The 20,999-nt window shown below is 70.8% G+C and carries 18 protein-coding genes; 9 read left to right on the forward strand and 9 right to left on the reverse strand.

The genetic code is table 11. The features are described from left to right. Together glgB and AADR41_RS30700 are read left to right on the forward strand one after the other, a co-directional pair. On the forward strand, positions 1-2,261 hold a 2,261-nt coding region (glgB, locus tag AADR41_RS30695), incomplete at its 5' end, for a 1,4-alpha-glucan branching enzyme (RefSeq protein ID WP_342284790.1). A gap of 185 nt (positions 2,262-2,446) precedes the next feature. Further along, positions 2,447-2,800: a beta/gamma crystallin domain-containing protein gene (locus AADR41_RS30700; RefSeq protein WP_342284791.1), complete on the forward strand. Its 354-nt coding sequence runs from the start codon at positions 2,447-2,449 to the stop codon at positions 2,798-2,800. A 42-nt stretch (positions 2,801-2,842) separates the two neighbouring features. On the opposite strand, the gene trxA is transcribed toward AADR41_RS30700, so the two are convergent. The 3 genes from trxA to AADR41_RS30715 all read right to left on the reverse strand — a co-directional run bounded on the left by trxA (position 2,843) and on the right by AADR41_RS30715 (position 5,047). Continuing rightward, entirely contained in the window at positions 2,843-3,184 is a 342-nt protein-coding gene (trxA, locus tag AADR41_RS30705) for a thioredoxin (protein ID WP_342284793.1), read from the reverse strand. 3 nt (positions 3,185-3,187) lie between these two features. Next, positions 3,188-3,592 carry a MerR family transcriptional regulator gene (locus AADR41_RS30710; RefSeq protein WP_342284795.1) on the reverse strand — a complete coding sequence of 135 codons (405 nt, stop codon included), beginning with the start codon at positions 3,590-3,592 and terminating at the stop codon, positions 3,188-3,190. Positions 3,593-3,688: 96 nt separating this feature from the next. Beyond that, positions 3,689-5,047, reverse strand: coding sequence for a cation:dicarboxylate symporter family transporter (locus AADR41_RS30715; RefSeq protein WP_342284797.1), 1,359 nt, complete (start codon positions 5,045-5,047; stop codon positions 3,689-3,691). A gap of 166 nt (positions 5,048-5,213) precedes the next feature. On the opposite strand from AADR41_RS30715, the gene AADR41_RS30720 reads away from it, so the two are divergent. The 3 genes from AADR41_RS30720 (at position 5,214) to AADR41_RS30730 (ending at position 8,367) form a co-directional block, all read left to right on the forward strand. After that, complete coding sequence (locus AADR41_RS30720) at positions 5,214-6,896, forward strand: sensor histidine kinase (protein ID WP_342284799.1); 1,683 nt, start codon at positions 5,214-5,216, stop codon at positions 6,894-6,896. Next, entirely contained in the window at positions 6,893-7,567 is a 675-nt protein-coding gene (locus AADR41_RS30725; RefSeq protein WP_342284800.1) for a response regulator, read from the forward strand. Before AADR41_RS30720 ends, AADR41_RS30725 begins: the two co-directional genes overlap by 4 nt. 158 nt (positions 7,568-7,725) lie before the next feature. After that, positions 7,726-8,367: an XRE family transcriptional regulator gene (locus AADR41_RS30730; protein WP_342284825.1), complete on the forward strand. Its 642-nt coding sequence runs from the start codon at positions 7,726-7,728 to the stop codon at positions 8,365-8,367. Positions 8,368-8,394: 27 nt separating this feature from the next. Here the strand turns inward: AADR41_RS30730 and AADR41_RS30735 are convergent, their stop codons facing one another. Both AADR41_RS30735 and AADR41_RS30740 read right to left on the reverse strand, forming a co-directional pair. Next, positions 8,395-9,417, reverse strand: coding sequence for a helix-turn-helix domain-containing protein (locus AADR41_RS30735; RefSeq protein WP_342284802.1), 1,023 nt, complete (start codon positions 9,415-9,417; stop codon positions 8,395-8,397). Positions 9,418-9,622: 205 nt separating this feature from the next. Continuing rightward, positions 9,623-10,648 (reverse strand): ATP-dependent 6-phosphofructokinase, encoded by a 1,026-nt coding sequence (locus tag AADR41_RS30740; protein ID WP_342284804.1) that lies wholly within the window; start codon positions 10,646-10,648, stop codon positions 9,623-9,625. A 219-nt stretch (positions 10,649-10,867) separates the two neighbouring features. On the opposite strand from AADR41_RS30740, the gene pta reads away from it, so the two are divergent. The 3 genes from pta (at position 10,868) to pyk (ending at position 15,722) form a co-directional block, all read left to right on the forward strand. Further along, positions 10,868-12,940 carry a phosphate acetyltransferase gene (pta, locus tag AADR41_RS30745; RefSeq protein WP_342284806.1) on the forward strand — a complete coding sequence of 691 codons (2,073 nt, stop codon included), beginning with the start codon at positions 10,868-10,870 and terminating at the stop codon, positions 12,938-12,940. Positions 12,941-12,945: 5 nt separating this feature from the next. Beyond that, positions 12,946-14,217 carry an acetate kinase gene (locus AADR41_RS30750; protein ID WP_342284808.1) on the forward strand — a complete coding sequence of 424 codons (1,272 nt, stop codon included), beginning with the start codon at positions 12,946-12,948 and terminating at the stop codon, positions 14,215-14,217. Between the two features lie 74 nt (positions 14,218-14,291). Next, a complete protein-coding gene (gene pyk, locus AADR41_RS30755; protein ID WP_342284809.1) occupies positions 14,292-15,722 on the forward strand; it encodes a pyruvate kinase in 1,431 nt (476 codons plus the stop codon). Positions 15,723-15,814: 92 nt separating this feature from the next. Here pyk and AADR41_RS30760 read toward each other — a convergent pair whose 3' ends face one another. From AADR41_RS30760 to AADR41_RS30775, 4 genes are all read right to left on the reverse strand, one after another. After that, positions 15,815-17,101, reverse strand: coding sequence for a hypothetical protein (locus AADR41_RS30760; RefSeq protein ID WP_342284810.1), 1,287 nt, complete (start codon positions 17,099-17,101; stop codon positions 15,815-15,817). Then, positions 17,091-17,657, reverse strand: coding sequence for a DUF6114 domain-containing protein (locus tag AADR41_RS30765; protein ID WP_342284812.1), 567 nt, complete (start codon positions 17,655-17,657; stop codon positions 17,091-17,093). The genes AADR41_RS30760 and AADR41_RS30765 overlap by 11 nt, the downstream gene beginning before the upstream one ends. Before the next feature lie 94 nt (positions 17,658-17,751). Continuing rightward, positions 17,752-18,393: a DUF6230 family protein gene (locus AADR41_RS30770; protein WP_342284814.1), complete on the reverse strand. Its 642-nt coding sequence runs from the start codon at positions 18,391-18,393 to the stop codon at positions 17,752-17,754. 602 nt (positions 18,394-18,995) lie between these two features. After that, positions 18,996-19,973: a tetratricopeptide repeat protein gene (locus AADR41_RS30775; RefSeq protein ID WP_342284816.1), complete on the reverse strand. Its 978-nt coding sequence runs from the start codon at positions 19,971-19,973 to the stop codon at positions 18,996-18,998. Between the two features lie 340 nt (positions 19,974-20,313). Here AADR41_RS30775 and AADR41_RS30780 point away from each other — a divergent pair, with 340 nt between their 5' ends. Next, a complete protein-coding gene (locus AADR41_RS30780; protein ID WP_342284817.1) occupies positions 20,314-20,943 on the forward strand; it encodes a TetR/AcrR family transcriptional regulator in 630 nt (209 codons plus the stop codon). Positions 20,944-20,999 lie beyond the last annotated feature (56 nt).

The following is a 20,999-nucleotide window of genomic DNA, read 5'->3' on the forward strand; positions in this document are numbered from 1 at the left end:
GCTTCGCGGCGGCCCCCGCCGCGAAGCCGCGCCCCCGCCGCAGCGCCGCGGGCCGGGGCGTACGGCGGGCACACCCCCTCGACGACGGCGACCGGGGCCGGCTGCTGGCGGGTGAGCACCACGCCCCGCACGACCTGCTCGGCGCCCACCCGGTCCGCGGCGGGGTGGCCTTCCGGGTGCTGCGCCCGTACGCCCGGTCGGTGGCCGTGCTCGCCAAGGGGCTGCGGGCCCAGCTGCACGACGACGGCGACGGGTTCTTCTCCGGGCTGCTGCCGATGCCCGAGCTGCCCGATTACCGGCTGCTGGTCGCCTACGACGACAACGAGATCGAGGTGCAGGACCCGTACCGCTTCCTGCCCGCGCTCGGCGATCTCGATCTGCATCTGATCGGTGAGGGCCGGCACGAGGAGCTGTGGACCGCCCTGGGCGCACAGCCCATGGAGCACCAGGGGGTGGCGGGCACCCGGTTCACCGTGTGGGCGCCCAACGCCCGCGGGGTGCGGGTCGCCGGGGACTTCAACTACTGGGACGGCACCGGCTTCCCGATGCGCTCGCTCGGCTCCTCCGGAGTGTGGGAGCTGTTCCTGCCCGCGATCGGGGAGGGCACGCTCTACAAGTTCGACGTCTGCCGCCCGGACGGCTCGCACACGCTGCGCGCCGACCCGATGGCCCGGTACGCCGAGGTGCCGCCCGCCAACGCCTCGATCGTGACGGCCTCGCACCACCGGTGGCGGGACCAGGAGTGGATGGCGCACCGCGGGGACGTCCCGGTGCACGAGGCGCCGGTCTCGGTGTACGAGGTCCATCTGCCGTCCTGGCGACCGGGCCTGACCTATCGTCAGCTGGCTGCCCAGCTGCCGGCGTACGTGCGGGACCTCGGTTTCACGCACGTCGAGCTGATGCCGGTCTCCGAGCATCCCTTCGGCGGCTCGTGGGGGTATCAGGTCACCGGCTTCTACGCCCCGACGTCCCGCATGGGCACCCCGGACGACTTCCGGTTCCTCGTCGACTCCCTGCACCGGGCCGGGATCGGGGTGATCGTCGACTGGGTGCCGGCGCACTTCCCGCGCGACGACTGGGCGCTGGCGGAGTTCGACGGCCGCCCGCTGTACGAGCACTCGGACCCGTCGCGGGCGGCGCATCCCGACTGGGGCACCCTGGAGTTCGACTACGGGCGCACCGAGGTGCGCAACTTCCTGGTGGCCAACGCCACTTACTGGTGCGAGGAGTTCCACGTCGACGGGCTGCGGGTGGACGCCGTCGCCTCGATGCTCTACCTCGACTACTCGCGCGAGGAGGGCGAGTGGTCCCCCAACGAGCACGGCGGCCGGGAGAATCCGGACGCCGTCGCGTTCCTCCAGGAGATGAACGCCACCGTCTACCGCCGCAATCCCGGTGTGGTGACCATCGCCGAGGAGTCCACCGCCTGGGACGGCGTCACCCGCGCCACCCACCACACCGGGCCCGGCGGCTTCGGGGGCCTCGGCTTCGGGCTGAAGTGGAACATGGGCTGGATGCACGACTCGCTGGAGTACGTGGCGAAGGAGCCGGTGCACCGCAAGTACCACCACAACGAGATGACCTTCTCGATGGTGTACGCGTACAGCGAGAACTACGTCCTGCCGATCTCGCACGACGAGGTGGTGCACGGCAAGCGGTCGCTGGTCTCGAAGATGCCCGGCGACTGGTGGCAGCAGCGCGCCAACCACCGCGCCTACCTCGGCTTCATGTGGGCCCACCCCGGCAAGCAACTCCTTTTCATGGGGCAGGAGTTCGCCCAGGGAGCGGAATGGTCGGAGGGCCACGGCCCGGACTGGTGGCTGCTCGACCCCTCGTACGCGGCGGAGAGCGACCACCGGGGCGTGCGCACCCTGGTGGGCGATCTGAACACGGTCTACGCCGAGACTCCCGCGCTCTGGCAGCGCGACACCGTGCCGGAGGGCTTCGACTGGGTGGACGGCGGCGCCGCCGAGGACAACGTCTTCGCCTTCCTGCGCTACGACGCACACGGCTCACCGCTCCTCGCGGTCAGCAACTTCTCCCCGGTGGTGCGGCACGACTACCGCGTGGGCGTCCCCCGGGTGCCCGGTGACCGGGTCGCGTGGGCGGAGGTCCTGAACACCGACGCCGCCCGGTACGGCGGCAGCGACGTGCTCCACGGCGGACCGCTGAAGCCCGAACCGGTGGCCTCGCACGGCCGGCCCGGCAGCGTCCTGTTGACGCTGCCGCCACTGGCGACGGTCTGGTTCAAGCCGGTGTGAGCCGGAATCAGCGGGCGCGTGGCCGATTCCTTTCCGGTGTCCGTGGCCCACGCATTCACGTTCAGGTGACTTCCCTCCGGCACCCTCCTGAATCGGTGATCCACTTCATACGATGCTGGTTCGACGCCAATGTCCACGCCTGACGAAGTGGGCTCTTGGTTCCATATTCGATTCAAGGGGAAACTATGATCTCAAGAACGAGGAACGTTGTGCGCACGATGGCCGCGGCACTCGCCGCGGCCGCCGCGTTCACCCTGGCCGGCCCGGTCGGAACCGCTTCCGCCATCGACCACGTCACCTGCGACCCGGACGCGGGCTTCCTGAAGATCTGGTCGCACAACGGCAGCGGGCGCGACAGCGTGGACTGCTATGCGAATCGCGGGAAAATCGACTTCGGCGGGTGGTGGGTCGACCAGATCTCCACGGGAAACAACGACGTGAAGTACTACGACGCCAATGGCGATGTGGTGAAAATCGCCCGGAATTCGAATATCAAGTATTCGAACGTACCGAAGGTCAATGCCATCGAAATCCTGTAGGGATTTCTTCCCGGGACGTTCCGTGGTCCCGGCGCGCCCGCCTCACGCCGTCTCGAAGACCTCCTCCAGCTCCTGGAGGAGCTTGCGCCTGGGGCGGGCGCCCACCATTGCCTTCACGGGTTCACCGCCCCGGAAGACCATCAGGGTCGGTGCGGAGAGCACCGCGTACCGGCTCGCGACGCCGGGGCTGGTGTCGATGTCCAGCTGGACGACCTCCATGCGCCCGGTCAGTTCGGTGGCCACGGCGCTGAGTACCGGGGCGAGCTGACGGCACGGGCCGCACCAGTCGGCGGTGAATTCGACGAGCACCGGGCCGTCCGCCGCGAGCACCTCGGCGTCGAAGGTGGCATCGGTGACCTCGGCCACGCCCTCTGCATGAATCATCTGTCATCCTCCCAGTTCACAACGTGGTTCCGGACCGCCGGGGAGTACCGCCCCGGCCTCCAGCTCGGCCCGTGCGAGCTGTGCGCCCACCTCGGCGCGGACCGTGCGGAGCTGTTCGATGAGCGAGTCGAGCTCGCCGAGCTTGCGCCGGTAGACGGCCAGCGAGGCGGGGCAGGCGTCACCGGCGGGATGGCCGGCCCGCAGGCAGTCGACGAACGGCCGGGTCTCCTCCAGCTCGAAGCCGAAGTCCTGAAGGGTGCGGATCTGCTGGACGAGGCGCAGATCGTCCTCGTCGTACGCGCGGTAGCCGTTGCCGGTCCGCCGCGCGGGCAGCAGTCCGCGGGACTCGTAGTAGCGCAGAGTCCGCGTGGTCGTCCCGGCCCGTTCGGCCAGCTCCCCGATTCGCATGTCCTCGACGGTAGACCTTGACGCGGACGTCAAGGCAAGCGCGAAGGGGCCGCCGCGGGAATCCCCGCGACGGCCCCTTTCCGGTGCCCGGTGTGGCTATGCCTTCGCCACCGCGTGCCGCTCGTCGCCGCCGCGCGGCTCCGGGACACCGTGCACATCGGCGTCCTGGTTGAGCATCTGCTCGTTCCACGGGAGCGCGCCGGAGAGCACCCGGTCCACCCGCTCCTTGTCGATCTCCTTGGTCCAGGTGCCGACCAGGACGGTGGCGACCGCGTTGCCCGCGAAGTTCGTCATGGCCCGGGCCTCGCTCATGAAGCGGTCGATGCCGACGATCAGGCCGACGCCGTCGACCAGGCCGGGGCGGTGCGACTGGAGGCCGCCCGCGAGGGTGGCCAGGCCGGCGCCGGTGACTCCGGCGGCCCCCTTCGAGGCGACGATCATGAAGAGCAGCAGCGAGATCTGCTCGCCGGCACTCAGCGGGTCGCCCATCGCGTTGGCGATGAAGAGCGAGGACATCGTGAGGTAGATCGCGGTGCCGTCGAGGTTGAAGGAGTAGCCGGTCGGCACGGTGATGCCGACGACCGGGCGGCTGACGCCGAGGTGTTCCATCTTGGCGATGAGCCGGGGCAGCGCGGACTCGGAGGAGGAGGTGGAGAGGATCAGCAGGAACTCGCGGCCCAGGTACTTCAGCAGCGCGATCAGGTTGACCCCGGCGGCCAGCCGCAGGATGGTGCCGAGCACCACGAAGACGAAGATCGCGCAGGTGAGGTAGAAGCCGATCATGATGATCGCGAGGGACTTCAGCGCGTCGACACCGGTCTCGCCGACCACCGCCGCCATCGCGCCGAACGCGCCGACCGGGGCCGCCCACATGATCATGGCGAGGATGCGGAAGACGAGGCGCTGGATGTGGCCGATGCCGCGCAGCACCGGTTCGCCGGCCGAGCCCATGGCCTGGAGCGCGAAGCCCGCGAGCAGCGCCACCAGCAGGGTCTGGAGCACCTCGCCCTCGGTGAAGGCGGAGACGATCGTGGTCGGGATGATGCCGAGCAGGAAGTCGGTGGTGGACTCGCTCGCCCCGGCGGCCTGCTTCTCACCGGCGGCACGTACCGCCTCGGTGAGGTGGAGGCCCTGGCCGGGCTCCAGGAGGTTGCCGACGAGCAGGCCGATGGCGAGCGCGACGGTCGACATCACCAGGAAGTAGCCGAGGGCGAGGCCGCCGACCGCGCCGACCTTGGCGGCCTTGCGCACCGACCCGACGCCCAGCACGATCGTGCAGAAGATGATGGGCGAGATCATCATCTTGATCAGGTTGACGAAGCCGGTGCCGATCGGCTTGAGCTCGACGGCGACGCCCGGGGCCGCGAAGCCCACCAGGATGCCGAGCCCCACCGCCGCGATCACGGCCAGATACAGATAGTGCGTGCGGTCCCGCCTGGCGGCTGCCACTCCCACGGGGGTTCTCCTCGGCTCGTCCGGTAACTCCCCCGTCCCTGGGGGTGCAAGGGCTGTCCGGCGGTTGGGAGCCGGAAAAACCCTTGGCGAATATCTCGCTCCCTGTGACGCCGGTCACCGTTGCGTGCATTTCGTTCATCGGATTTCGGCCAGGCAGACTGTGGCCATGCGTCTCCCCCGCCCCCGTACCCGCCCGCGCAGCCTGGCCGGTCAGCTCTTCGCCATGCAGGTGGTGCTGGTGGCGGCCGTGGTGGCGGGGTGCGCGTTCTTCGCGTACGTCTCCGGCAGCGAGCAGGCGAAGGAGACCGCGGCCCGGCAGGTCAGGGCGGCCGCCCTGGCGATCGCCGATTCGCCGTCGGTACGGGAGGCGATCGGCACCCCGGACCCGTCCGCCGTGCTCCAGCCGTACGCGGAGCGGGTCCGCAGGGACACCGGGATCGCCTTCGTCACCATCATGTCCCCGCAGCGGGTCCGCTGGACGCACCCGGACTCCGACCGGATCGGCGAGCAGTTCCTCGGGCACACCGCGCGGGCGCTGCGCGGCGAGACGTTCACCGAGACGTACACCGGCACGCTCGGCCCCTCGATCCGGGTCGTCACACCGATCCGGGACGGCTCCAGGATCACCGGCCTGGTCAGCGCGGGCATCACGGTCGAGCGGGTCTCCTCCCAGGTGCGGGCGCAGCTCGGGGCGCTGGGGCTGGCGGCGGGCGGGGCGCTCGCCCTCGGCGGCCTCGGCACGTATGTGATCAACGCCCGGCTGCGGCGGCACACGCACGGGATGAACGCCGCCGAGCTGAGCCGGATGCACGACTACCACCAGGCCACGCTGCACGCGGTGCGCGAGGGGCTGCTGATGCTCGACGGGCGGCGCCGGATCGCGCTGATCAACGACGCGGGCCGGGAGCTGCTCGGTCTGGCGCCGGGTGCGGTGGGGCGCAGGGTCGCCGAGCTGGATCTGCCGGCGCCGCTGACCGGTGCGCTGCTCGCCTCCGAGGAGCGGGTCGACGAGCTGCATCTGACGGCGGACCGGGTGATTGTGGTCAACACCCGCCCGGTGGTGGGCGGGGAGCAGCGCGGCACCGTGGTGACGCTGCGCGATCACACGGAACTCCAGGCGCTGTCCGGTGAGTTGGACTCCGAGCGGGGGTTCACCCAGGCCTTGCGCTCGCAGGCGCACGAGGCGGCGAACCGGCTGCACACCGTCGTCTCGCTGATCGAACTGGGCCGGGCGGAGGAGGCGGTGGGCTTCGCCACCGCCGAGCTGGAGCTGGCCCAGGCACTCACCGACCGGGTGGTGGGGGCGGTCGCCGAACCGGTGCTGGCCGCACTGCTGCTCGGCAAGGCGGCGCAGGCGAACGAACGAGGGGTGGAGCTGGTGCTCGCGGACGACAGCCTGATCGACGACGGCGACCTGCCGGCGACGCTGTCGCACCGGGATCTGGTGACGATCCTCGGCAATCTCGTCGACAACGCGGTGGACGCGGCGTCGGAGGCGGTGACCGGTGCGGGCCCCGGGTCCGTGCCCGCGCAGCGAGGGGGCGGCCGGGCCGCCCGCGCCCGGGTCACCGTCACCGCGCTGGCCGGGGAGGGCGAGCTGCTGCTGCGGGTCGCCGACACCGGTGCCGGGATCGGCCCGCAGGACGCCGCCGCGGTCTTCGACCGCGGCTGGTCGACGCACGGCACCGGCCGGGGAATCGGCCTGGCCCTCGTCAAGCAGGCGGTGCACCGCAACGGCGGCACGGTCACCCTGGACGGCGGCGCGGACGGCGGTGCGCGGTTCACGGTGCGGCTGCCGCTGGAAGTCGCCGGGCGCACGGCGCACACCACGAAGGAGGCCACGGCGTGATCCAGGTGCTGGTCGTCGAGGACGATCCCGTCGCCGCGGAGGCCCACCGGCTGTACGTGGGCCGGGTTCCCGGGTTCACGGTGGCGGCCGTCGCGCATTCGCGGGCCCAGGCCGTGCGGGCGCTGGACCGCACCCCGGTCGATCTGCTGCTCCTGGATCTGTATCTGCCCGACGGCCACGGTCTGCAACTGCTTCGCTCACTGCGCGCGGCCGGGCACTCGGCGGACGTCATCGCGGTGACGTCGGCGCGGGATCTGGCGGTGGTCCGGGAGGGGGTGTCGCTCGGGGTCGTCCAGTACGTGCTGAAGCCCTTCACCTTCGCCACCCTGCGCGACCGGCTGGTGCGCTACGCGGAGTTCCGCGCGGCGGCCGGCGAGGCGAGCGGCCAGGACGAGGTGGACCGGGCGCTCGGCGCACTGCGCGCCCCGCAGCCGGCCCGGCTGCCGAAGGGGCTCAGCGGCCCGACGCTGGAGGCCGTCACCCGGGCCCTGCGGGCCGCCCCGGACGGGGTGACGGCGTCGGCGGCCGGGGAGGAGCTGGGCATCTCGCGGATCACCGCACGCCGTTATCTGGAGCACCTGGTGACGGTGGGGCGCGCGGTGCGCAGCCCTCAGTACGGCCAGATCGGCCGCCCGGAGCTCTACTACCGGTGGGTGACCCAGCACCGCTGAACCCGTACGGTCCACGGCCCTTAGGACGTTCCTACGATCCGTGGATATCGGTGGAACACACCGTAGTCATTCCATGCCTTGACTCCTACGGTGGGGCCGTGCACCCGTCCCCGCCGTTCAACGCCCCCGCCGCGCGCCGACTGCGCGAGGCCCTGGGGATGCTTCCCGGCCATGTCGCCTACGGTCTCGGTGCCCAGTACGGGCTCCGGGTGAGCACGGATACGGTCGTCGCCTGGGAGCGCGGGCTCGCCTCGCCGACCGAGTACGAACTCACCGCGCTGGCCGGGGTGTTGTGGTGTTCTCCGGCCGAACTCCTCACCGCCGCACGCACCCTGCGGGAGCACCGGGTGGCCCGGGAGCTGGCCGTGGAGGAGCTGGCGCGGCTGCTGGGGCTGACCGTCTCCGCGTATCTGCGGATGGAGGAGTCGGGGCGCTGGCGCGGCAACGAACGCCAGTCCGCGGCGCTCGCCCAGGTGCTGGAACTGACGCCGGCCGGGTTCGTGACGGTGTCCGGCCGGGACGAGGAGCTGGCGGAGCTGCTGCGCGGCGCGGTGACCACCCGCTGGCAGGCCCAGCTGCGGCCGGTGGCGAAGCTGGTGCCGCTGGAGCGCGGCTTCCTCCAGGACGTGCTGGAACAACTGCACACCGATTACCAGGCGCTGATGGTGTCGACGCTGAGCTGGAGCAGCACGGGTACGGAGCGCGCCGGGACCACGGGCGACGAGGGACGGGTGTTCCTGGCGGAGATCCTGCAACGGTTCTGGCAAGCGGCGGGGGTGCCGGGGCCCGACGGCCGCTGAGGCGTCCGGCCCCTGCCCCGTGTGTGCTCAGCCGTCGGCCGTCCGCGCGGCGACCGGGTCGAAGGAGAACAGGTTTCCCCGGTCCGCCAGGTCGCAGCTCGTCTGCACCAGCTCGGCGCCGCGCTCCTTGCTGTTCCGCTCGGCACCGACGCACAGCCGGGTGTGGACGGGCCGGATGCGGTACCCGTCGACGGGACGGCCGACGGGCTCGATCAGGAACTCCTCCGCGTCGCCGCGCTTGCCGCACTCCTGGTCCTGCAAGGGCGCTTCGGCGTCCCGTATCCCGTTCCACACGCCGGTGCAGCCCTTCAGGTGGACCGGGTGATCGGTCACGATCCGCCAGGCGTCGCCGTCCAGCGGTCCCAGGGAGAAACGCGGGATCGTCTCCTGCTCGCACGGCACCTGGTAGAGCTGCCCGCTGTCGCTGTCCCGCTTCTCGGAGAGGCAGAACCCGGAGTGCACGGACCGTATCTGCACCGCGCGCCCGGCCACCGGCCCGGTCACCCGGCGGGATTCCGGCCGGTCGTCGTCGTCCCGCAGGAGGAGGGTGACGGTCACCGCGGCGGCGGCGAGCACGACGAGCGCGACGGCGGCCGCCACGACGGCCCCCGTCCGGCGCCGGCGGGCCGGTTCGGGGAGGGGGGCGGCGGGCGTCCCGGACGAGTGACCGGCGGCCGCTTCCGCCCCGGACACCTCCGCCGTCCCGGCCCGCTCCCCGCGCACGGCGAGTTCCTTGCGTACGGCGAGCCAGTCCGCCACCTGCTCGGGCCCGCAGCCGCAGGCCCGTACGAAGGCGGCGAGGAGTTCCTCGCGCGGCACCGACGTACGCCCCAGCATGTTGGCGATCGTGGAGCGCGGCAGCACGTCCCCGACCGCTTCGGCCCGCTGGGAGAGTTCACGGAACGTCAGGCCCGAGACGTCCTTGAGCAACCGCAACAGGGCGATCAACTCGGGCGCGCTGCGCGCCTCACGAGGATCCGGAGCTCTGCCGTCGACGACCATCTGCTGTGCCTCTCCCCTGGGTTCCGCGCCCGGACAAGGTTGGGACATGTCCCGGACAGGGACAAGCCTTGTTGATCCGGTCCGCGGGCTCAAGAGTTGTTTCCGGCACCGCGGCCCGTCCGGATCCGACCATCCGGAACGGCTCCCGGGTGCCGGGGGAACGGCAAGCGGCCCTGACCGTCCACGGGGGGACAGTCAGGGCCGCCGGGTCGTCACCCCCGGTCCGCTGCCGCGCGGCCGGGGCCTGCCGGGGTCAGAAGACCGACTCGGCCTCGTCCATCCGGTCCTTGGGCACCGTCTTGAGCTGTGTGATCGCGTCGGCAAGCGGAACCATCTCGATGTCGGTGCCGCGCAGCGCGGTCATCCTGCCGAAGTCGCCCCGGTGCGCCGCCTCCACCGCGTGCCAGCCGAAGCGGGTGGCGAGCACCCGGTCGTACGCGGTCGGCGTGCCGCCCCGCTGCACATGGCCGAGAATGACCGGCCGGGCCTCCTTGCCGAGCCGCTTCTCCAGCTCGATGGCCAGCCGGTTGCCGATGCCCTGGAAGCGCTCGTGGCCGAACTGGTCGATCTCGCCCTTGGCGTACGGCATGGAGCCCTCCGCCGGGTGCGCGCCCTCGGCCACACAGATGACCGCGAACTTCTTGCCGCGCGCGAAGCGCTTCTCGACCATCTCCACCAGGTCCTCGACCTCGAAGCGGCGCTCGGGGAGGCAGATGCCGTGTGCGCCGCCCGCCATTCCGGACTCCAGCGCGATCCAGCCCGCGTGCCGGCCCATCACCTCGACGACCATGACCCGCTGGTGCGATTCGGCGGTGGTCTTGAGACGGTCTATGGCGTCGGTGGCGACGCCCACCGCGGTGTCGAAGCCGAAGGTCCGGTCGGTGGCGGAGATGTCGTTGTCGATGGTCTTGGGAACGCCGACGACGGGCATCCCGGCGTCCGACAGCATCCGGGCGGCGGTGAGGGTGCCCTCGCCGCCGATCGGGATGAGGGCGTCCATGCCGTAACGGCGGCTCAGCTCGGCGCAGTTCTCGGCGGCCTCGCGCAGCCGGTCGCGCTCCAGCCGGGCCGAGCCGAGAATGGTGCCGCCGCGGGCGAGGATGCCACTGACCGCGTTGAGGTCGAGGGGGCGGAAGTGACCGTCGAGGAGTCCCTTGAACCCGTCCTCGAAGCCGATGACTTCATCGCCGTGGCCCACCACGGCGCGGTGCACGACCGACCGGATCACTGCGTTCAGACCTGGGCAGTCGCCGCCTGCGGTGAGAATTCCGATGCGCATCGTGCCTTGTCTCCTGCTCGCTAGTGCCGTGCATTTCGGGGGATGTCCACAGAATCCCCCGTACCGTGAGCCACGACGAGTGTCCCATGCCAGGTCCGGACCTGGTACGCCCCCTCACCCCGGTACGGGCGCCTCGCCCGGCGGGCGACGCCTCGGCCCCCGCGGGTATCGTCAACATGGCAATACCATCCCAAACCGAAATTGGACGGGAGAACACGCGTGACGCGCAGCGTGTACGTGACCGGGATCGACCGGGGAGACGGCCGGCAGGTCGTCGATCTGGGAGTCATGGAGCTTCTGACGCGTCAGGTGGACCGGGTCGGGGTGTTCCGGCCGCTCGTCCACGACGGACCCGATCGGCTGTTCGAACTGCTGCGGGCCCGCTACCGGCTCTCCCAGGACCCCGGGTCGGCGTACGGGCTGGACTACCACGAGGCGTCCGCGCTCCAGGCGGAGCAGGGCACGGACGAGCTGGTGTCCCGGCTGGTCGACCGGTTCCATCAGGTGGCCCAGAAGTACGAGGTGGTGCTGGTGCTCGGCACCGACTTCGCCGCCACCCAGCTCCCCGACGAGCTGGCGCTCAACGCCCGGCTGGCCAACGAGTTCGGCGCCCCGGTGATCGCGGTGGTCGGCGGGAAGGGCCAGACCGCGGAGTCGGTACGGGCCGAGACCCGCAACGCCTACCGGGCGTACGCCGGGCTGGGCTGCGACGTGGTCGCGATGATCGTGAACCGGGTGGCGGCCGAGGACCGCGACGCCCTCGCGGAGCGGCTGACGGCCACGCTGCCCGTCCCCTGTTCGGTCCTGCCCGACGACGCGGCGCTCTCCGCGCCGACCGTCGCCCAGATCACCGCGGCGCTCGGCGGCACGGTGCTGCTCGGCGACGACTCCGGGCTGGCGAGGAACGCGCTGGACTTCGTCTTCGGCGGCGCGATGCTGCCGAACATGCTGAACGCGCTGACGCCGGGCTGCCTGGTGGTCACGCCCGGGGACCGGGCCGACCTGGTGGTCGGCTCGCTGGCCGCGCACAGCGCCGGGACGCCGCCCATCGCGGGGGTGCTGCTGACCCTGGACGAGCGCCCCGGCGAGGAGATACTCAGGCTGGCCGCGCGACTCGCACCGGGCACCCCGGTCGTGTCGGTGGCCGGCGGATCCTTCCCCACCGCGGCCCGGCTCTTCGCCCTGGAGGGCAAGCTGAACGCCGCGACGCCCCGCAAGGCGGAGACCGCGCTGGGCCTCTTCGAGCGCCATGTGGACACCGGCGCCCTGCTGGAGCGGATCTCGGTGGCCCGCAGCGGCCGCGTCACCCCGATGATGTTCGAGCACGAACTGCTGGAGCAGGCCCGCGCCGACCGTCGCCGGGTCGTCCTGCCGGAGGGCACCGAGGAGCGGGTGCTGCGCGCCGCCGACGTACTGATGCGCCGCGACGTCTGCGAGCTCACCCTGCTCGGCGACCCCGACGTCATCCGCAAGAAGGCCGCCGACCTCGGCATCGATCTCTCCGGTACGCAGCTCGTCGACCCGCAGACCTCCGAGCTGCGCCAGACCTTCGCCGAGCGGTACGCGCAGCTGCGGGCCCACCGCGGGGTCACGGTCGAGCTGGCGTACGACGTGGTCGCGGACGTCAACTATTTCGGCACCCTGATGGTCCAGGAGGGGTTCGCGGACGGCATGGTGTCCGGGGCCGTGCACTCCACCGCGGCGACGATCCGTCCCGCCTTCGAGATCATCAAGACGAAGCCGGACGCCTCGATCGTCTCCTCCGTGTTCTTCATGTGCCTCGCCGACAAGGTGCTGGTGTACGGCGACTGCGCGGTCAATCCGGACCCGGACGCGGAGCAGCTCGCCGACATCGCGGTGCAGTCGGCGGCCACCGCCGCCCGGTTCGGCGTGGACCCGCGGATCGCGATGCTGTCGTACTCGACGGGCACCTCGGGCTCGGGCGCCGATGTCGACAAGGTGCGCGCGGCGACCGACCGGGTCCGTGCGAGCCGGCCGGATCTGCGGATCGAGGGCCCGATCCAGTACGACGCAGCGGTGGAGCCGAGCGTCGCCGCGACGAAGCTGCCCGGTTCCGAGGTGGCGGGCCAGGCGACGGTGCTGATCTTCCCGGACCTGAACACCGGCAACAACACCTACAAGGCCGTGCAGCGCTCGGCGGGCGCGGTGGCCGTCGGGCCGGTGCTCCAGGGGCTGCGGAAGCCCGTCAACGACCTGTCCCGGGGCGCACTCGTCCAGGACATCGTCAACACCGTGGCGATCACGGCGATCCAGGCGCAGGGCAAGGAGTGAACCGGATGACCACCCCGACCACCGCGGGTTCCAGCACGCCGGGCGCGTACCGCGTGCTGGTCCTCAACTCCGGCTCCTCGTCGGTGAAGTACCAGCTGCTGGACATGAGCGACCGCACCCGGCTCGCGGTGGGGCTGGTCGAGCGGATCGGCGAGAAGACCTCCCGTCTGGTGCACACCCCGCTGACCGGCGGCGGCGCCGAGCGGCGCGAGCGGACCGGTCCGATCGCCGACCACGAGGCGGCGCTGAAGGCGGCGGCGCAGGAGCTGGCGGCCGACGGGCTGGGGCTGGACTCCCCGCAGCTGGCGGCGATCGGCCACCGGGTGGTGCACGGCGGGCTGCGGTTCACCGAGCCCGTGGTGATCGACGACGAGGTGCTGGAGGAGATCGAGCGCCTGGTCCCGGTGGCCCCGCTGCACAATCCGGCGAACATCACCGGCATCCTCACCGCCCGCGCCCTGCGGCCGGACCTTCCGCAGGTGGCGGTCTTCGACACGGCCTTCCACACGACGATGCCGGAGTACGCGGCGCGGTACGCGATCGACACCGAGACCGCCGACGCGCACCGCATCCGGCGCTACGGCTTCCACGGCACCTCGCACGCGTATGTCTCGCGCAGGACCGCCGAGCTGCTGGGACGCGCCCCCGAGGAGGTCAATGTCATCGTGCTGCACCTGGGCAACGGCGCCTCGGCGTCGGCGGTGGCCGGCGGCCGGTGCGTGGAGACCTCGATGGGGCTGACCCCGCTGGAGGGGCTGGTGATGGGCACCCGCTCCGGAGACATCGATCCGGCCGTCACCTTCCATCTGATGCGCGTCGCGGGGATGTCGGCGGACGAGGTCGACGAACTGCTCAACAAGAAGAGCGGCCTGGTCGGGCTCTGCGGCGACAACGACATGCGGGAGATCCGGCGCCGGGTCGACGAGGGCGACGAGCGTGCGGCGCTGGCGTTCGACATCTATGTGCACCGGCTGAAGAAGTACATCGGCGCCTATTCGGCGGTCCTCGGCCGGGTGGATGCCGTGGCGTTCACGGCGGGGGTCGGGGAGAACTCGGCACCGGTGCGGGAGGCTGCCATCGCCGGTCTGGAGGAGCTCGGTCCGGCGGTGGACGCGGATCTGAACGCCGTGCGGTCCGGTGAGCCCCGGCTGATCTCGCCGGACTATGCGCGGGTCGCGGTGGCCGTGGTGCCGACGGACGAGGAGCTGGAGATCGCCGTACAGACCTTCGCGCTCGTCGGGCAGGCCCACGCCCCTGTCGGACAGGCCCACAACTGAGCACCCCCGCGCCCCTTTGTACCTTCCACCAGACGGAATATTCCGTAGCGAAACAAACCGATAGGATCCGCCTCATGCGCCGTTCCAAAATCGTCTGCACACTCGGTCCCGCCGTCGACTCCCACGAGCAGCTCGTCGCTCTGATCGAGGCCGGCATGAGCGTGGCCCGCTTCAACTTCAGTCACGGCAGCCACGAGGAGCACCAGGGTCGTTACGACCGGGTCCGCAGGGCCGCCGCCGAGACCGGCCGGGCGATCGGCGTGCTCGCCGACCTCCAGGGCCCGAAGATCCGCCTGGCGAAGTTCGCCGAGGGCCCCGTCGAGCTGGTCCGCGGGGACGAGTTCACCATCACCGCCGAGGACGTCCCCGGCGACAAGTCGATCTGCGGCACGACGTACAAGGGCCTGCCCGGCGACGTCGCCAAGGGCGACCCGATCCTGATCAACGACGGCAACGTCGAGCTGAAGGTCGTCGCGGTCGAGGGCCCCCGGGTGAAGACCATCGTCATCGAGGGCGGTGTCATCTCCGACCACAAGGGCATCAACCTGCCCGGCGCGGCGGTCAACGTCCCGGCCCTGTCCGAGAAGGACGTCGACGACCTGCGGTTCGCCCTGCGGATGGGCTGCGACCTGGTGGCGCTGTCCTTCGTGCGGGACGCGGACGACGTCAAGGACGTCCACAAGGTGATGGACGAGGAGGGCCGCCGGGTTCCCGTCATCGCCAAGGTCGAGAAGCCGCAGGCCGTCGAGCACATGGAGGGCGTCGTCATGGCGTTCGACGGTGTGATGGTCGCCCGTGGTGACCTGGCCGTCGAGTACCCGCTGGAGAAGGTCCCGATGGTGCAGAAGCGCCTGGTGGAGCTCTGCCGGCGGAACGCCAAGCCGGTGATCGTCGCGACCCAGATGATGGAGTCGATGATCACCAACTCGCGGCCGACCCGCGCCGAGGCCTCCGACGTCGCCAACGCGATCCTGGACGGCGCGGACGCGGTCATGCTGTCGGCCGAGTCCAGCGTGGGCGCGTACCCGATCGAGACCGTCAAGACGATGTCGAAGATCGTCGTGGCCGCCGAGGAGGAGCTGCTCTCCAAGGGCCTGCAGCCGCTGGTGCCGGGCAAGAAGCCCCGGACCCAGGGTGGTTCGGTGGCCCGTGCGGCCTGCGAGATCGCGGACTTCCTGAACGGCAGGGCACTGGTCGCCTTCACCAAGTCCGGTGACACGGCCCGCCGGCTCTCCCGCTACCGCGCGGCCCAGCCCATCCTGGCCTTCACCACGGACGAGTCCACCCGCAACCAGCTCGCCCTGAGCTGGGGCGTCGAGGCCCACGTCGTGCCGCACGTGGACAACACCGACGCGATGGTCGACCTGGTCGACGGCGAGCTGCTGAAGCTCGGCCGCTACAACGAGGGCGACACCATGGTCATCACGGCCGGCTCGCCCCCCGGCATCCCCGGCACCACCAACATGGTCCGGGTGCACCACGTCGGCGGCGGCAGCCGCGACTGAGCCACCGCTCGTCCCCGTGCAACGGCCGTGGGCCGCACTCCCCAGGAGTGCAGCCCACGGCCCTGTGCGGCTCCCGAACGGGACCGTGCCGGCTAGCCGTTGCCGCCGGTGAAGTAGTTGTGCAGCCCGGGGACCTTGAGCGAGCCGCCGAACTGGCCGGCCTGGGTCACCTTGACCTTGGTGAAGAAGGCGAACGGCACGTTCAGCGGAGGCGGTGTCTCCGGGCTGAACGTCACCGGGATGAGACCGAAGAGGTTGCCCTTCAGCTCCTCCGTGTACATCGTCACCGTGCCGTTGCGGATGGTGGACTTGGAGCCCTTCCGCGCCTCGACATGGGTCGTCGTACCGGCCGGACCGACCGTCTTCTGGTGAAGGTTGTCGATGTCGATGGACTTGGCGGTGAACTTCAGGACCTTCTTGACCTTGCCGCCGTACGTCTTCACCTCGACGATGCCCTCGTAGTCGAGCCCGTTGAGGGTGAGCATCGAGCTCTCCAGGATCCACGGGTCGTCCGGGAGCAGCGGGACGCCCGTCTCCAGGTCGGCCGCGGCCAGCGCCTCGGGGTCGGCGGTGGGACACGGGAAGCGCTGCTTGGCGCCGTCCGGGATGTCCTCGTCCTTCTTGGCGTCGAGTCCCTTGGCGCTGTCGTCGAGCTCCTCGACCGGCTTGCCCGCCTTGCCGGCCGCCTCGCGGATGGCTGCGGCCGTCTTGTCGGCCGTCTCCTTCGCGGCGTCGGTGGCCTTCTCGACGGGCTTCTTCGCCGGCTTCTCGGCGGTGTCGGTCGCCGAAGGCTTCGGGGACGCGGTGCTCGCGCTCGGGGACGGGCTCGCCGTCTCCTTGTCCGGTCCGTCGAAGAGGTCCCTGAGCGCGTCGCCGACGCCCAGCGGGTCGAGCGGGTTCCTCGACTTCGTGGGGGTGGGCGAGGCGCTCGGCGTGGCGGCCGGCGCGTCGGCCTCGGCGGCCTTCGCCTCCGTCCCGGCCTCCGTCCCGGCCTCCGGCTTCACCGATTCGCCCGCGGACGGGGTCGACGAGGGCTTCGGGGTCGCCGATGCGCCCTTGTCACCGGAGTCGGTGGCGGACGGCGACGGGGACGCCGGCTTCGACGCAGACGGCGACGGCTCTTCGCTCGGCTCGTCGGAGCGGGTCACGCAGGGGCCGGGCGCGAAGGGAATGTCGGAGCTGTCGTCGGCCAGCGCGAGCTTGGGGGTGAGCCCCATGCCCACGAAGACGGCCGTCGGCATCGCGGCGAGCGCGAACGCCTTGCCCGCGGGAATGTGCAGCTTCGTCAGCAAGGACTTCCTGGGGGCCGCGTGGCGCGGTCCGCCTCTCGTGCCGGAATCCTCCCCGGTCGAGTTCAGCTGCCTCTCGTCACCCCGCACGATGCCTCCCGCCGTCGACCTCAACTGTCGTGTCGTACTGCTCCGGCTGCTGCTGGGGCACCGCTGCCGTGCTGTGGAACTCGGGTCCGGACTCCTGCGTGCCGAGGCCGGCCCCGGACGTCTCCCCCACCGCGCCGGCCGGCGCGAGTTCCGGCTTCGGCTCGCCCGGGGCCCAGGAGATGGAGAGCGCGCCGCCCAGCAGCGCGAACAGGAAGCCGACCAGGAAACCGCCGATGTTGGCGACCGGTATCGAGATCAGCGCCAGCAGGATCGCGGCGACTCCGGCGAACACTCTCACGATGTGGTGGAACCACATGGTGAGGCCCAGCGTGACGAGCAGGATCCCGATGATCAGGGAACCGGCACCGGCAGTGGTGGACATCGCCAGTGTGACGTTGCCGAGGTGCATGTTGGCGTACGGAAAATAGGCGATGGGTAGACCACCCACCATGGTGAACAGGCCCGCCCAGAACGGCCGGTTACCCCGCCAGGTGCGGAATCCCCGCCAGAAGACGCGGAGGTAGTGCTCGTTCTGCCCTGTGGACTCGGGGCTCATGGAAAACAGCTCCCTGGAACCGGTACTGCTGTGAGAAGAGAAAAGGTGGGCGGCCGGAGTCCCCTCGGGAGCGCTCCGGCCACCCGGCGGGTGCTTAGTAGCACTCCTTGACGCCACTGTGCAGCCGCAGGCTCAGGTTGCTGAGCTTGAAGGTGCCGGCGGTGGTCGCCCATGCCGTCTGCTTCACGTTGGTCAGCGTCGCCGTCTTGGCGCGCTGCGCGAAGCCGTTGGGGTTGACGGCCTTCTCGGTACCGGCCTGGATGCCGGGCTTGCCCATGTCTCCCGCGGCGACACCGATGTCGATGTGCTCGAAGTACGCGTCGGCGTCGAGCTCGGCGACATCGAGGTACAGGTTGGTCGCCTCGACCGGCTTCTCCGGGTCGGTGCCCGCCTTCAGCTGCAGCGTGACGTTGCCCAGACCGAACGGAAGGTTCGGAGTGACCACCGACTGGCACATGTTGGTGATCGTGGCATCGCTGAAGCCGGACACGGCAACGGCGTGGGCCCCGTTCTTGCCCTCGGGGTCCATGCCGGTGGCGACGGAGCCGTACTGCACGAAGTCATGGCCGACGAGCTTGTCCGCACGCACCTTGAAGCTCTGGCCGGACACGCTGAAGGACGCCGCGAGGGCACCCTGCGCGAGACCGACACCCACCGCCGCGGTCGCGACGACGCTCGGCACCATGACCAGAGCGAAACGCTTCCATCTGGTGCCGCCACGAACCTGGGAACTCATAATTTTCCTCCTTCTCGGACGTACATCTCCGGTCCGGGCCTGGGCCCGTCCTGGGATGGGAGAAGTGCTACGTCCTCGGCAAGGAGAGCGCCCGCGGACGGAGGCAGGAACCGCGTCCGAATCACCGGCGATCACCCCCGAGCGACAACCACTGGCCACGCGTTCGCGCAACCTGTATCGGACAGGCCCTGCCGGACGACAGGAACCCCCCTGTCCGGAGCCCGCGTCACTGCCGCCGGCCCACTCGGTGGGGACCCAACAAGGGCCGCCGCACCGACTGGCAGCCGGGCTGGCGTTATTGGACCGAGCGTGGCCGATCGTGGTGCATTCCCGCCCGTGGCACAAGGGGGTTCGTTACTCGCTAGTAACGGCCCGATAACCGATGCGCGACCGGCTGATACCACCCGGCCACACAGGGTGGCGCCGGGGCGAAGGACGAAAGGGCGGATCGGTGCGCCAATGCGGACAGATCCCAGTGCTTGATTTACTGCGAGTAACAGGCCCTCGCTTTATCAAGATTTGGTAAAGCAGAGGCGTCTCTTATCGCCCGGACGCGAAAACGGCCGCGGTCCCCGGCGGGGGTACCGCGGCCACTTGTCACATCAGAACAAGACCCGCGCCAGCGCGGTACGCGCGGCACCGACCCGCGGATCGTCGGGGCCGATCACCTCGAACAGCTCCAGCAGCCGCACCCGCGCGGCGTCCCGGTCGTCACCGAAATTGCGCCGCACCGTCTCGACGAGCCGGCCGAAGGCGTCCTCGACATGACCGCCGACCAGATCCAGGTCGGCGGCGGCGAGTTGCGCCGGGACGTCGGCCGGATTCGCGGCCGCCTCCTCACGGACCCGCTGGGCGTCCATGTCCTTGACCCGGGAGAGGAGTTCGGCCTGGGCGAGGCCGAGCTTGGCCTCGGTGTTGGCCGGGTCGTCGGACAGGACGTTCCGGTACGCCTGGACGGCACCGGCGAAGTCGTCGGCGTCCAGGGCACGCACGGCCGATTCGAGCAGGGCGTCGTACGGCCCCGCGGGCGCCTCGGCCGGAGCCTGGTCGGCGCTCTCGCCGGCGGCGTCCTGGTCGACCACGATCCCGGTGAGCCCGAACCGCTCCTCGCCGACCTGGATCAGCTGGTCCAGGGTCTGGCGGATCTGGGCCTCGGGGGCCGCTCCCTGGAAGAGCGGGAGGGCCTGCCCGGCGACGACGGCGAAGACCGCCGGGATGCCCTGGATGCCGAACTGCTGCATCAGCATCTGGTTGGCGTCGACATCGACCTTGGCCAGCACGAAGCGGCCGTTGTACTCACGGGCCAGGCGCTCCAGGAGCGGGCCCAGCTGCTTGCACGGCTCGCACCACTCGGCCCAGAAGTCGATGACGACCGGGACCTCGGCGGAACGCTGCAGGACATCGTTCTCGAAGCCCGCCTCATCGACATCGATCACCAGGGCGGACGGCGGCACGGCACCGCCACCACCCTGCCGGGAGGCCTCCGCACGGGCCTGCTCCGCCTTCACCTTGGCCTCGCCGGCCGCCTTCACCGCGGCGAGGTCGACGACGCCGCTCATGGACATGTTCCTAGGCTGCATGCGTACATCCTCCCCCCTTGGTGCACCGATCCGGAAAGCGATACGGGAACCGCGCCCGTCCGCCGCCCCCGCCGGTGTGCGGGGTACACGGACAGACACGGTCCGAGGCCGTGTCGCGGACACGGCCCTGGGCCCCTGAAAGACCCGTTTCGGCGCCGGGTCCCCACCCGGTGCCTGTGGCTGCCATTCGGTTGCGGCGTCACGACGGCATGACCGTCGTCCTTACGCTACGGGTCGTAGCGTAACTGCCGACCGCCTCTCGCGCACAGGTGCGATCGGTGATCTGTCTCACGGCGATCGGGACCGGCCGCTTCTACTTACTGACCGGTATGGTCACGGCATGCTGAGCCGCAGCCACCCCAAACCCCCTCGAACGGGACGTCCGCGCAGTGTCGCGGCCGATGAAGCGATCCTGGAGGCGACCAGGTCCTCGCTGGTCGACCTCGGCTGGTCGAAGCTGACGATGAGCGATGTGGCGACGCGGGCCGGGGTGGCCAAGACGACCCTGTACCGGCGGTGGGCGGGCAAGAACGAGCTGGTCGTGGATGCGGTCGCGGTCCTTTTCGACGAGCTGGAACTGCCCGATCTGGGCAGCCTGTCGGCCGATGTGCAGGCGGTGGTGCTGCAGTTCGCGGCGCTGCTGGAGCGGCCGGAGACCCGGACGGCGCTGATGGCGGTGGTCGCGGAGTCGACGCGCGACGAGGCGCTGCGGACCCGGATCCGCGACTCGATCGTGGACCGGCAGAAGCGGCTGGTGCTCCAGGGCCGTCAACGGGCGCAGGAGCGCGGGGAGTTGCCCGTCGAGCAGGACGAGAACACGGCGTCGACCACCGCCGACCTGATCTTCGACGTGATCGCCGGCGCGGTCGTGCACCGGGTCCTGGTGAGCGCCGAGCCGGTGGACGCGGACTGGGCCCGGCGCTTCACCGTGCTGCTGCTCACGGGGCTGGGGGCCGCGGCCTCCGCCTAAGGGCTCGCCCGCCAGGAATTGCGGGACAGCCCTCAGGGCACGCCGAAGGGCCCGGT

The sequence above is a fragment of the Streptomyces sp. CLV115 genome, from assembly GCF_038448545.1.
Taxonomy (GTDB): Bacteria; Actinomycetota; Actinomycetes; order Streptomycetales; family Streptomycetaceae; genus Streptomyces; species Streptomyces sanglieri.

Excerpts from the sequence above, each read along its gene's own strand:
- AADR41_RS30775 (WP_342284816.1), bottom strand. The coding sequence starts at position 19,973 with ATGCAGCCTAGGAACATGTCCATGAGCGGCGTCGTCGACCTCGCCGCG.
- trxA (WP_342284793.1), bottom strand. The coding sequence starts at position 3,184 with ATGATTCATGCAGAGGGCGTGGCCGAGGTCACCGATGCCACCTTCGAC.
- AADR41_RS30735 (WP_342284802.1), bottom strand. The coding sequence starts at position 9,417 with ATGTCCCAACCTTGTCCGGGCGCGGAACCCAGGGGAGAGGCACAGCAG.
- pyk (WP_342284809.1), top strand. The coding sequence starts at position 14,292 with ATGCGCCGTTCCAAAATCGTCTGCACACTCGGTCCCGCCGTCGACTCC.
- AADR41_RS30730 (WP_342284825.1), top strand. The coding sequence starts at position 7,726 with ATGCTTCCCGGCCATGTCGCCTACGGTCTCGGTGCCCAGTACGGGCTC.
- AADR41_RS30700 (WP_342284791.1), top strand. The coding sequence starts at position 2,447 with ATGATCTCAAGAACGAGGAACGTTGTGCGCACGATGGCCGCGGCACTC.
- AADR41_RS30765 (WP_342284812.1), bottom strand. The coding sequence starts at position 17,657 with ATGAGCCCCGAGTCCACAGGGCAGAACGAGCACTACCTCCGCGTCTTC.
- AADR41_RS30720 (WP_342284799.1), top strand. The coding sequence starts at position 5,214 with ATGCGTCTCCCCCGCCCCCGTACCCGCCCGCGCAGCCTGGCCGGTCAG.
- AADR41_RS30740 (WP_342284804.1), bottom strand. The coding sequence starts at position 10,648 with ATGCGCATCGGAATTCTCACCGCAGGCGGCGACTGCCCAGGTCTGAAC.
- AADR41_RS30750 (WP_342284808.1), top strand. The coding sequence starts at position 12,946 with ATGACCACCCCGACCACCGCGGGTTCCAGCACGCCGGGCGCGTACCGC.
- AADR41_RS30710 (WP_342284795.1), bottom strand. The coding sequence starts at position 3,592 with ATGCGAATCGGGGAGCTGGCCGAACGGGCCGGGACGACCACGCGGACT.
- AADR41_RS30780 (WP_342284817.1), top strand. The coding sequence starts at position 20,314 with ATGCTGAGCCGCAGCCACCCCAAACCCCCTCGAACGGGACGTCCGCGC.
- AADR41_RS30770 (WP_342284814.1), bottom strand. The coding sequence starts at position 18,393 with ATGAGTTCCCAGGTTCGTGGCGGCACCAGATGGAAGCGTTTCGCTCTG.